An 11,627-nucleotide genomic window follows, 5' to 3' on the forward strand; every position below is an offset into this window, starting at 1 on the left:
TCGGATGTGGACGCGCTGCAAGGCGTTGAGCTAACCGATACTAATGGCCCGTGAGGCTTGACCCTATAACACCCAAGGGGTTGGGTCGCCAATGATAACGACTGTTCAAACGAACACCGGATACGCAGACGTAGCGAAAAACGCTAGGTGAAAGAGACGCACAAAACACAGCATGATATATCGCCAGTTACGCCTGACGACCATAGCGAGCGGGAACCACCTGATCCCTTGCCGAACTCAGCAGTGAAACCGCTCAGCGCCGATGGTAGTGTGGGGCCTCCCCATGCGAGAGTAGGTCATCGTCAGGCACTTATCCGAAAAATCCCCTGGGGCAGCCGCCTCGGGGGATTTTTTTGTGGGTGAAATAAAGAGTGTGAGAGGCAATGAAACATGAAGAGATGTGGGGTGGGCAGCGGCGGCTCATTCAGACGCCTCATGCCGAAGCACTGAGCGCCTGAATGAAACATCGTGTGCGGCAAGTTAAGCCTTACCGGCTTGCTGCGCTTTGAGGTTCTCTTGCTCTTCGATCATGCGATCGACCGATGAGACATGATACTCCTCGGCAAAGCCACCCTCCGGCTCCTTGAGCCAGATAAAGCAGATGAGCCAGCTGAGAAAGGCACCGGCGGCGATGATGTAGAAGAACTGGGTCGGGGTGACAAAGGTGAAGATGGTCAGGTAGACCACCGCGCCCACGTTGCCGTAGGCCCCGGCCATGCCCGAGATCTGGCCGGTGATGCGGCGCTTGATCGAGGGAATGATGCCGAAGGTCGCGCCTTCCGCCCCCTGGACGAAAAAGGAGGTGAAGATGGTGATGGCGACGGCCACGATCAAAGGCCAGCTCGAGTTGAGCATGCCCATCAGCACAAAACCGATGCCGATACCGAACATGTAGCTGAGCATGACGAAGCGGCGGTTGCCCATGCGATCCGAGACCATGCCGCCCATGGGGCGTGCTACCAAGTTGACGAAGGCGAAGGAGGCGGCAATCAGGCCGGCCATTGAAGCGCTGAGCCCCCAGGTTTCTTCAAAGAACATCGGCAACATCGAGACTACGGCCAGTTCGGCGCCGAAATTGGCGAAGTAGGTACTATTGAGCGCGGCCACGCTGCTGAAGGGGTACTTGTCATCCTCGGGCACGCCCTCCTTGAGGATGGGAATGTTGACCCGCAAAATCTGAATGATTTGGTAAATAACCACTGCGGTAATCGCGAGGTAGGCAATTATCGCGCCGGTGGTGGAAAGGTAGTCCATGTCCTGTATCCGCCAGACAAGGATACCGAGTACGCCGATTAGCGGAATCGTCCAAAGAATCAGCTTGATCATATCGGCCCAGGAGCTTACCTCCATGGCAGCTGCCTTGCGCGGCTTGCGGTGCGACTTAGGGTCGGGACCGTCGGTGATGCCGAACCAGTAGTAAACGCCATAGGCCGCCATGACGATGGCGCTTTGGGCAATGGCCCAGCGCCAGCCGTCGTCACCGCCGTACATGGTGATGGCAATGGTGGGCAAGGTCATGGCCGCGGCGGCGGAGCCGAAGTTACCCCAGCCCGCATAAAAGCCTTCGGCAAAGCCGATATCGCGGGGTTTGAACCACAGCGCGGTCATGTGGATACCCACCACGAAGCTGGCACCGATAGAGCTTAGAACCAGGCGCGAGACGAGAAGCTGCGCCATGGTGTTGCCGAACGCAAACACCAGCGCCGGGATCGACATTGTCACCATGAGTACCGAGAACACGCGGCGTGGCCCAAAACGATCCAATGCCATGCCGACGATGATGCGCGCGGGAATGGTCAGGGCGACATTACAAATGGCGAACAGTTTGATGTCGTCCTGGGTCAGCCAGTTGACGCTCTTAAGCATGCTGGATGCCAGCGGCGCCATGTTGAACCAGACATAGAAGGTGATGAAAAAGGCAATCCAGGTCAGGTGTAGTGCCCTGATCTCCGGGCTTTTTACCTTGAAAACAGCAGAGGCTTTCATAATCGTCTATTCCTTGTTTCCGGTGTCGCCTGTTGGAAGAATGAGCAGCGGGCATTCAACACGGCGGGTCAGAAAGGAGCTGACACTCCCGAAGGTCATGTAGTCGAATTCGTCGAAGATGGCATTGAGCGACTTGGCGATGAAGCTCGGGTCGGGCTCATGGCTATGTCGTGCAATGACGAGTAAGTCAGGCTTCTGCTTGTGGGTAGCTTGCAAGAGCAGCTTGCGCGCATCGCCCTCGGCGATCAGCAGTTCGGCTTCGAAACCCTCCTTGACCGCGGCTTCGACGCCCTTTTGAAGATGCCCTTTGAGTTCCTCGTACTCCTCCTTGAAAAGATCCTCGTTGGCATCGGTGGCATCTCGCGGGTTTTCCGCCACCCCCACCAGCATCAGGGTGGGCGCGTTGCATCGGAACATCTTCATGGTCTCATCGAGTGCCAGTCTGGCGTTTCGAGAACCGTCATAGGCAAGCATGATCTTCATGGGTGACCTCGCTAAAAAACGGATGAGCGGGGCGCCCGCCTCGGGCGCCTTGCGCCGGGTTCAGGGGTTCTTCACGTAAGCGTTTTGGCGCAGGTAGAACCACCAGTTGACCACCAGGCAGACGGCGTAGAAGATAGCGAAGCCGTACATGGCAAGCTCTGGCGAGCCCGCTTGTATCTGTTCACCCATCACCCGGGGGGCAATAAAAGCGCCGTAAGCCGCAACGGCCGAGGTCCAACCGAGCACCGGCCCTTTTTGCTGGGCATTGAAGATGACGCCGATACTGCGGAAGGTAGAACCGTTACCGATACCGCTCGCGGCGAAGAGCACGATGAACAGCATCAGGAAGATAGCGAAGTAGCTGTTGGGGTCGGTGGCGTTGTAGGCCAGCATCATCACGTAACCCACCGCCGCGGAAGCCACGACCATAATCACCGAAATAACCTGAGTAACAATGGCGCCGCCCATCCGGTCGGAGATCCAGCCGCCTACCGGGCGGATCAAGGCGCCGACGAAGGGCCCCATCCAGGCCCACGTCAAGGCGCTCGGCCCCTCGGGGTTTTCAACTCGCGCCATGCTGCCGTCAGCCCCCATCTCCATCATGCCGCCGAAAATAACGTTAATGGAGAGCGGTAATGCTGCGGAGAATCCGATGAAGGAGCCGAAGGTGGCGATGTAGAGGACGGTCATCGCCCAGGTGTGCTTGTTGGAAAAAATTTCAAACTGCTTTTTGATGTTGGGCTGGATATCGCCAGGAATTAGGCGCAGCAGCACGACAGTCAAGATGATGGTGAGTGGCAGTGCAATCCACATGTTGAGCCACACCAGTGCCAGCATGCCGATAACGCTGGCGACGGCGCCGACAGCGTAGAGGCCAAGAATCTTACCGAAGGCCTGCATCGGTGTGCCTGGGTCGGGTGTAATGGTGCGTAGGTTGTTCATGCCGAACCACCCTGCGAAGGCGAGTGGAATCAGAAACACCAGCCAGATAAAGCCCGCGTTCTGGATCCACGTATCGGTACCTGCTTCGATACGGCCGATGAGCGTGCCGCTAGAACTTTGTAGCTCCATAGGGCCACCCGCAATGGCGCCAAAAATCCCCACGGTCATCACCAGTGGAATCAGAATCTGCATGGTGGTGACGCCAAAGTTACCCAGGCCCGCGTTCATGCCCAGCGCATACCCCTGCTGCTTTTTGGGGAAGAAGTTGGAAATATTGCTCATCGAAGCAGCAAAATTGCCCCCACCGATACCGGACAGAAGCGCCAAGGCTTGAAATACCCACAGCGGCGTTTGCGGGTTCATCAGCGCAATGCCGGTGCCGGCGGCGGGTATCATTAAAAGTGCCGTGGTGAGGAAAACGGTATTACGACCGCCGGCGATACGGATCATGAAAGAGGCGGGGATGCGTAGCGTTGCCCCAGATAAACCCGCGAGCGCAGTGAGTGTAAACAGCTCACCGACGCTGAAAGGAAAACCGAGGTTCTGCATCTGGGTGGTGATCATGCCCCACATTAGCCAGACGGCGAAACCCATTAAGAGGCTAGGAATGGAAATCCACAGATTACGTGTGGCAACCGGTTTTCCTTCCTGCTCCCAGAACGTGGGATCTTCAATGTCCCAGCGCTCTATATCCGCATTTTTTTTGCTCATGGCGTACCCCCTTGGACGAGAATGCAGCGTTATGCCGCCCTGACCTGAAGATACGCCTTGGCTTTAACGGCGAAAATGGGGGTGGTTGGACATCGAAAACTTGGTTCTACCACTTGATAGGTAGATTATTTTTGCTATAGATAATTGTTTTATATCATTTTTTTATTTTTTCTGGCAGCGTTAGAGGAGCAAATCTACCCTGCCAGCTTTTTAGGGGTATCCACTCAGAACTGGGCGTAACGCTACTTATCCAGCCCTTCCTGTACCGCCCAAACGGCGGCCTCTACCCGTGAGCGCAGTTGCAGCTTTTTGAGCAGGTGCTTGACATGGACCTTGACGGTACCCTCGGTAATGTCGAGCTTGCGGGCAATCAGCTTGTTAGACATACCGGCGGCAAGCTCACGGAGGATCTCTTTTTCCCGCTGGGTGAGCGATTCAATCGAAGGCGTGGCAGGGGCCGCGCGCTGATTGCGCAGGGCCTCGGCCAGCAGGGCGGTTAAGTTTTCACTGATCACCATGCGCCCTTTGGCCGCTTGTCGCAGCTGATGGACCATATCCTCCGGCTCCATGTCCTTCAGCAAGTAGCCATCCGCGCCTCCTCGCAGCGCATCCACCACGTCATCTTCTTGATCCGACACGGTGTACATAATGACCCGACCGGCATAACCCGCCTCACGTAGTTGCTTAAGCGCTTCCAGGCCGTTCATTTCGGGCATATTAAGGTCCAGCAGTAGCATGTCGGGATCCAATGCTACTGCTTGTGCAATGCCTTCTTTGGGTGAGCCGGTATCGAAAATCAGCGTCAAGTCATCTTCAATCTCTAGCAGTTGACGAACACCGCGTCGCAAAAGCGGATGGTCGTCAATGACCATGATGGTCGCAGGGTGGTCGTGAGGTGTGCTCGCCATGTTCAGAAACTCCCTTCTTCAATGAGTCGGTCGGTCTGTGGGGTAAAGCAAAGATAAACCCCGGTACCGCCTTCGGAGCGGTTTTTAAAATTGAGTGTGGCCTCAATGTTGCGCGCACGGTCGCGCATAATGATCAGGCCGTAGTGCATGGGGGGTGATTGATCGTCGGAAAGGCCAATGCCGTCATCCTCGATGGCCAGATGGAGTTCCGCGTGCTCAAAGGTGAGGCTAACGTGCGCCCAGTGCGCACGGGCATGTTTGAGCGTGTTGGCCAAGGCTTCGCGCACGATTTGCAGGAGGTGGACTTCTTCATTAGCGCTGAGCAAGTGCGGCGGCACCTGATAGGTGAATTCCACTGGAAAGCCCAGGCGTGCACTGAATTCGTCGACGGTTTGCTGCAGCGCGGGTTGTAGCCCAGGTTTATCCAATGAGAGGCGAAAGGTGCTTAGCAGTTCGCGCAGCTGTCGATAGGCGCTGTTCAAGCCTTCGCGGAGGTCATGCATGACGCTTTGCTGCTGCTCCATGGGGAGCTGTTTTATTTGCATCCGCTCAAGTCTCGCGACCTGCATTTTCAGGTAAGAGAGCGACTGGGCCAGCGAGTCGTGTAGCTCCCGGGCGATAATGGTGCGCTCTTTGATCAAGGAGAGCTGCTGCTGTTCTTCGATGCGCTGCTGTAAATAGATCGCGGTGGCCAGGTGATCTGCCAGGGTATTTAGCATTTGACGCGTTGAGGGGCTTAACGGCGTGGCATAGCCGATCGTTAAGTGGCCTAGCAGTAAATGGCCAACGGTGACAGGGAGCACGAGCGTTTGCGCCTGCGTCTCTTCATGAGCCCAATTTTTGTTAAAGCCGTAAAATGGCAGCGGATTTTGGGCCTCTTCCAGACAGGCAAAACAGTCTAAATCACGGCAGTAGCGCGGACGCTCAGGAGAGCGGGTGGCTAAAATTTCCATCTCACTGTCGTCGTGCTCATTGTGAAGTGATAGCACAATGGGGCCAATATCAAGCAGCTCTTCAAGTTCGCGCAGCATAGGGGCCGCGCTCGCGCATAGGTCGTTGCCACCGCCGTAAAGCGTGCGGCTACCGTTGTGGATAATGTGTAAGGCTTGGTTGTTACGCCTGAGTTCTTCCTGCTTAAGCGAAACCCGCGCCTCAAGTTCGCGATAGCTGGTATTGAGCTCTGAGGCCATCTGGTCAAAGGTGCGGCCAAGCTGCCCCAGCTCATCTCGGCTTTTAAAGTTAGAGCGATAGTGAAAATTACGCCGCCCGGCTTCGCGGCTGAGCACCATTAATTGGCGTAGCGGCGTGACGAGATTATGGCGCACATCGTAGAGCGCGATGAGCAGTAGCAGCGCGATCAAGACTAAAAACAGCACCTGAACGGCGCTCAGTAGGCGAATCTTGGCTTCGGTGCTGTTCTCCAAGGTGGACACAAACCGGTCGATATCATGGATAAAACTATCCAGTGCCGCCTTTGCGCGGGCAACGTCACTCTCGTCGCCATTAAGGGCGTTATCTAACACGGGCGTTAGCGTCTGCTGCCACTGTGACTTTAGCGCATTGCGCTGTTCCAGAATTTTACTGTTACGGGTGTACGGGTGCCCTTTCTCTAACGCTGGGCTTTCCAAGCGGGTGCTCAGTCGCTCGGCGAGCCGGTTGACCTCGCGCGCCGTTTTATCCGGGTCATAATGGGACGGGCGCTGCAGCGCTTCGGCGATTTGGGCGCTGTTCAAGCGCAGAGAGCCGGCGACATTGATGGCGGCGGCATCGCCTTGACTGCTCTGGGCAATCAGCATGGTGAGCCCGATACTGGCGATCGCCATGCCGCTGATCACCAGCAAAAAAGCGACAATGCGGGCAACAAGGGAGTGGCGTAAAATTTTCATGCGGCTCCCGGGTGGGTAGGGAAGAAGAGGTGGTATCCGCGTCGTTAGTTTGGATGTTGCCTAAGCGCTTATGCCATAAATATATATTAAATATATTACTTCTGAATAGGTATAAAAAGGCGGAAAACCCTACCTCTTTTGCCCTTTTGACCCATTGCGCCTCTCTTTCGACAATAACGAGAAGCCCATTTACCGCACAGAGCCGCGATGCCACCACTCGATTTGTCGGATACACCCGCAGACAGCGAAGAGGGCGGCTACCATGTTTTGGTCAGCCTGCTGCTGGTGCCGCTTGGTTGCGCCGCGGTCGTCGCGGGCTGGGTGTTGTATGCCATGCTGGCGCTGGCCACGCCTGGGGGGAGTTACCCTGAGACGCTGCCCGTTTCAACGTTCGCGCTGCCGGTTGTCGTCGGGGGAGTGGCGGCATGGCCGTCGTATTGGGTGAGTCGGCGACTACGCACTTGCGCGGGCATACAGATGTTGTTGGCGTTACAGGCGATATGTTTACTCTGGCTAGGCGCTGCGCAGCAGGCGTGGGAGTTTGCCTTGGTGGCAGTGGGACTCGGCCTTGCGGGCGGGGTGATCAGCGCGGGCGTGGCGCATATTCGTAGCTGGGCGCCGCAGCGTTGGGGTGGTGTCGTGGTGGGATTGCACGGCGCCATTCTCGCGGGGGGTGGGCTTTCATGGCTTTTGGTACCGATGGTCTCCCAAGCCTACGGGTGGCGCGTTGCTGCCTGGAGCCTCATCCTCCCAGTGGCGATCGTGATGCTGCTTCTGTGGCTCTTTGTAGACCCGATAAAAACGCACACGGCTAATCGTTAACCGGCACGGTGGGTATGCGCATTAGGCGGGAAAGTTGGGAAGTGTGGCCCTCTAGCAAATCGGCCAGCGTATAACCATCCAGGACGGCAAGAAACGCGCTCAAGGCCTCATTCAGTATCGGCTGTAAGCGGCAAGAGGGCGTGATGATGCAGGCATTGTCGTCACGAAAGCACTCCACCAGCGCCATCTCGTGTTCGGTATCGCGTACCAAGTCACCGAGTGTGATGCTCTCAGGCGGCCGCCCTAGCATCAATCCTCCCTTCTTGCCGCGAATCGCGGTTAAGTAGCCTTTCTGGTTGAGCTCCTGAACCACTTTCATCAGGTGGTTGCGCGAGATAGAGAAGGTCTCGGCAATCTCGCCAATGGTCGCCCGCTCCTCGCCCTTGACGGCCAGGAAAAGCAACACGCGAATGGAGTAGTCGGTAAAACGAGTCAGGTGCATAAGGCGTCACGCGATGCGAAAGCCACCATTGTACGGGGTTGGCGGGCGGGGAGAAATGTTTGGCCACAACGTATTTACGCAGAAAGGCGATGCTGATATTTTAAAGATGCATTTTAAATAAATCTTTAAAGAGGCGTTTATGCTCTCCCCGAGCCAAGAAGAGATCATCAAAGCCACCGCCCCTGTGGTGGCCGAACACCTAGAAACCATCACCCAGCGCTTTTACCCATTGATGTTCGCGCGCTACCCGCAGGTCATGCCGCTGTTCAACCAAACGCATCAACAAAACGGTGGTCAGCCGCGTGCATTGGCAAAATCGGTGCTTGCTTACGTGCAGCTGCGCCAATCCCCGGCGCAAGCGCGCGCCACCCTGGAAACGGTGGTCAATAAGCATGTGTCACTGGATATCCAGCCAGAGCACTATCCGATTGTTGGCGAGTGCCTCATGGCGGCGATCGGTGAGGTGCTGGGGGATGCCGTGACACCCGAGGTGGCTGACGCCTGGAGCGCGCTGTATCAGGAGCTGGCCGACCTGCTGATTGAACTCGAAGCTGAGCGTTATAGCGCCTTTGAGCAACAGCCCGGTGGCTGGCGCGGGCCGCGTCGCTTCCGAATCGCTGCCACGCACCAAGAGAGTCGCGTGATCCGCTCGTTTATCCTAGAGCCCGAAGATGGGGGGCCAGTGGCCGCGCACGTCCCGGGGCAGTACATTGGCGTGAAGCTTGAGATCGACGGGGAGCCGGTTTATCGCCACTATAGCCTGTCCGATACGCCCAACGGCCGCTCCTACCGGCTCTCTATCAAGCGCGAGGAGAGTGGCGTTGCAAGCCGCTACTTTCACGACCGCATGCGCGTGGGCGATACGCTCGCGCTTTTACCGCCCGCGGGGGAGTTGACGCTCAGCGGTGATGAAGAGCCGCTGATACTGATCAGCGGTGGAGTTGGCCAAACGCCCCTGTTGCCGATTGCCAAACAAGCGCTAGAGCAGGGCCGCCGGGTAACGTACCTGCACGCCGCGCTGGATGCCGAGCATCACGCCTTTGCCGAGACGCTGGCCGAACTGCGCAAGACGCACCCTGAGACGCTCAACACCATTACCGTGTACGAACGGGACGACAGCGGCGATTACCAGGGGCGTATTAATCACGCGCTGCTGGCGGATTATGTGCCGTCACAGGCGCGCTGCTACTTTGTTGGGCCACACGGCTTTATGGTCGCGGTCAACCAGGGGTTGGAGCGTTTGGGCGTGCCAGCGGAAAGGCGCCATTTCGAGCACTTTGGACCGGCCGAGGCACTCGGCGCGGCATGATCTAGCAAAAGAAGCTTAGCAGGTATCAGGGCGGGTCAGAATAAAGCTGGAAACCGCGCAGAAGAAGAGCGCCATCGCCACCAGCAGCATAGCGCCGACGCCCGTCCACCAGAGCATGCCAAAGCTCATTGCCATCAGCACAATGGCCGCCCCCTTGGCGCGGCGCGGGATGGCTCGCTGTTCGCGCCAAGCATGCAGATAAGGGCCAAAACGTGGGTGGTGGTAGAGCCACTGCGCTAGGCGAGGCGAGCCTTTGGTGGCGGCCCATAAGGCCAAAAGCAGAAACGGCGTGGTGGGCAGCAGGGGTAGCACAATGCCCGCCACACCCAACCCGATACAGAGGTAGGCGAGTGCGCACCAAACGATTTGAGTCAGCCGCATCTATTTCCCTCCCTTTTCTGCCTTGCGCGTTGCGCTATTTCATCACCCTAGCCAGGAGAGCGGGGTGCGCTGAATCGCGGCACCCAGCATATAGATAAATACCACCACGGCGGCTAAGGCAAAGCCAGCCCGCTTCGCTGGCGTTTTGGCTCGCTTAATGGCCATGGTGCCAAGCACGATATAGAGGATCAGCGCGACAAGTTTAGCGCTGAGCCAGCCCGGCAGCGGCCAGAAATTGAGCGTAATAGCGAGCAGTACCCCGAATGTCAGCAGCGCCGTGTCGATAACATGGGGCACTACCTTGACCCAGCGTGCCTGTAACATCGGCGTTTCCCGCACCGCCCAGACCGCGCGTACAATAAAGAACAGCAGGCTCAGATACGCCATCGAAATATGCAGGTGTTTAAGCATTACATAGTGTTCCGCCACGCTAATCCCCTTGTCGATACGGGTTCTACCAGAGACAGCGCGCGCCGCTAACCGTTCTTGCCGTCCGGGCGGGCGCTGAGCAGAGGCACGCTATAGTGCAATACAAAGACCAGATAGCTTAAGCACCAGATAATGATAACAGCGCTATAGACCCAATGGCTCGATTGCGGAAACAGCACAAGCCACACCGAGCGTAAAAGGGCGGCGACCAAAAGGCCCGCCAGCGCGATACCGATACCCGGTAGTGTCCGGATGACACGCCCGGTGTGGCCGAGCGAAACCCGCGCCATCATCGCCAGCATCATGGTGCCGATACTGCCTATCGCCAAGGCGTGCAGGGCGGTTTCCACCCGTTGTCCGGTGAAAAGCTGCCACGCCCACATCAAAAGCCCCAGGGAAATAAACGCATAGCTGACATGCAGCCCCCAGAGAAGCGGTTCGCGCACGCTTAACCAGCCTTGCCAGCGCGCCAAGCGCCACGCATTGGCGCTGGCGGTGATCACCAAAAGCACGGTCAGCAAAACGTTCGCCCGCACATCGCTCAGGGTGATCACTGTTTGTAGCAGCACCACCGCGCCGATGGCGCCGAGACTTGTGAGCTCAATAATGCGCCGAGGTTCGGGTTGTTTAACCCCGAGCTTGCGCGAGGTGAAAAACGGAATCACCCGGCCGCCGAGCAGCACCATTAGCGCGGTAATGAGAAAAAGCGTCAAGTGCCCCGCTTCGCGGATCAGCAACCCATCGCCTTGCAGGGCGCCCCAGTGCATCATTGCGTTCGCCAGGGCGAGCAGTAAAAGCACCGGCACGAAGAGTAAATTGCGCCACATACGCGCGGCCACCACGCGCTTGCCCATCACCCAGGCGACCAGCGGCAAAAAGGCCACGTCCACCAGCAGCAAAAACCAGCCGGGCAGCATCGGCGCGTAGGCCAGCAGTAGCCGCGCGGCAAGCCAAAGGAGCACCAGCGCCAACAGCGGCCCGCCAGAGAGGCTGGGGCGTCCCGTCCAGTTCTGCACGGCGGTGAGCAAAAAGCCCGTCATAACGGCGCTGGCGAAGCCAAACAGCATCTCGTGCTGATGCCACCACAACATGCCACCGTAGGGCGTAATCCACAGGTTACCGTGCCAGAAGGCGAGCCACGCCAGCATCGCGAGCACACTGAACAGGGCGCCAAGCAGAAAGAAGGGCCGAAAAGCCAGCCGCAGCAGCGGGAAGCGTTGAGATAGCGCGGGGTCGCTCATGTCATTTCACCTTTTATCTTAGTCGCCGTTATCTCGCCAAAACGCCGTGGGATATTACTTGAGTGTATTAGTCGGGCTTTGGATATA

Annotated in this window: 11 protein-coding genes and 1 rRNA gene; 3 read left to right on the forward strand and 9 right to left on the reverse strand. The window is 57.5% G+C overall.

The annotated features are described in order from the left end of the window. Positions 1-192 precede the first annotated feature (192 nt). Positions 193-308: ribosomal RNA gene (gene rrf / locus BQ9846_RS03395) — 5S ribosomal RNA — on the forward strand. Positions 309-480: 172 nt separating this feature from the next. Here rrf and BQ9846_RS03400 read toward each other — a convergent pair. The 5 genes from BQ9846_RS03400 to BQ9846_RS03420 form a co-directional block, all read right to left on the reverse strand. Continuing rightward, a complete protein-coding gene (locus BQ9846_RS03400; protein WP_075879198.1) occupies positions 481-1,986 on the reverse strand; it encodes an MFS transporter in 1,506 nt (501 codons plus the stop codon). 6 nt (positions 1,987-1,992) lie between these two features. Next, complete coding sequence (locus tag BQ9846_RS03405; protein WP_075879199.1) at positions 1,993-2,469, reverse strand: universal stress protein; 477 nt, start codon at positions 2,467-2,469, stop codon at positions 1,993-1,995. Between the two features lie 60 nt (positions 2,470-2,529). After that, positions 2,530-4,122: an MFS transporter gene (locus BQ9846_RS03410; protein ID WP_075879200.1), complete on the reverse strand. Its 1,593-nt coding sequence runs from the start codon at positions 4,120-4,122 to the stop codon at positions 2,530-2,532. A 242-nt stretch (positions 4,123-4,364) separates the two neighbouring features. Beyond that, complete coding sequence (gene narL / locus BQ9846_RS03415) at positions 4,365-5,030, reverse strand: two-component system response regulator NarL (RefSeq protein WP_075879201.1); 666 nt, start codon at positions 5,028-5,030, stop codon at positions 4,365-4,367. A gap of 2 nt (positions 5,031-5,032) precedes the next feature. Next, entirely contained in the window at positions 5,033-6,916 is a 1,884-nt protein-coding gene (locus BQ9846_RS03420; protein WP_075879202.1) for a histidine kinase, read from the reverse strand. A 207-nt stretch (positions 6,917-7,123) separates the two neighbouring features. On the opposite strand from BQ9846_RS03420, the gene BQ9846_RS03425 reads away from it, so the two are divergent. Continuing rightward, the gene (locus BQ9846_RS03425; RefSeq protein ID WP_075879203.1) at positions 7,124-7,738 is read left to right on the forward strand and encodes an MFS transporter; all 615 of its coding nucleotides are present in this window, start codon (positions 7,124-7,126) and stop codon (positions 7,736-7,738) included. Here the strand turns inward: BQ9846_RS03425 and BQ9846_RS03430 are convergent. Beyond that, entirely contained in the window at positions 7,728-8,180 is a 453-nt protein-coding gene (locus BQ9846_RS03430; protein ID WP_075879204.1) for an RrF2 family transcriptional regulator, read from the reverse strand. The two genes, BQ9846_RS03425 and BQ9846_RS03430, sit on opposite strands and share 11 nt — an antisense overlap. A gap of 139 nt (positions 8,181-8,319) precedes the next feature. Between BQ9846_RS03430 and hmpA the strand changes: the two genes are divergently transcribed. Next, on the forward strand, positions 8,320-9,489 hold the full coding sequence (hmpA, locus tag BQ9846_RS03435; RefSeq protein ID WP_075879205.1) for an NO-inducible flavohemoprotein: 1,170 nt from the start codon (positions 8,320-8,322) through the stop codon (positions 9,487-9,489). Positions 9,490-9,504: 15 nt separating this feature from the next. Here the strand turns inward: hmpA and BQ9846_RS03440 are convergent, their stop codons facing one another. Genes BQ9846_RS03440 through BQ9846_RS03450 form a run of 3 tightly spaced genes read right to left on the reverse strand, consistent with a single transcriptional unit; the run spans position 9,505 to position 11,540 of the window. Beyond that, on the reverse strand, positions 9,505-9,870 hold the full coding sequence (locus tag BQ9846_RS03440) for a YbaN family protein (RefSeq protein ID WP_075879206.1): 366 nt from the start codon (positions 9,868-9,870) through the stop codon (positions 9,505-9,507). A 42-nt stretch (positions 9,871-9,912) separates the two neighbouring features. Continuing rightward, on the reverse strand, positions 9,913-10,299 hold the full coding sequence (locus tag BQ9846_RS03445) for a SirB2 family protein (RefSeq protein ID WP_235818894.1): 387 nt from the start codon (positions 10,297-10,299) through the stop codon (positions 9,913-9,915). Positions 10,300-10,346: 47 nt separating this feature from the next. Beyond that, positions 10,347-11,540, reverse strand: coding sequence for an NnrS family protein (locus tag BQ9846_RS03450; protein WP_075879207.1), 1,194 nt, complete (start codon positions 11,538-11,540; stop codon positions 10,347-10,349). Between the last annotated feature and the right edge of the window lie 87 nt (positions 11,541-11,627).

Origin of the sequence: Vreelandella massiliensis (assembly GCF_900155385.1) — a bacterium.
Lineage (GTDB): Bacteria > Pseudomonadota > Gammaproteobacteria > Pseudomonadales > Halomonadaceae > Vreelandella > Vreelandella massiliensis.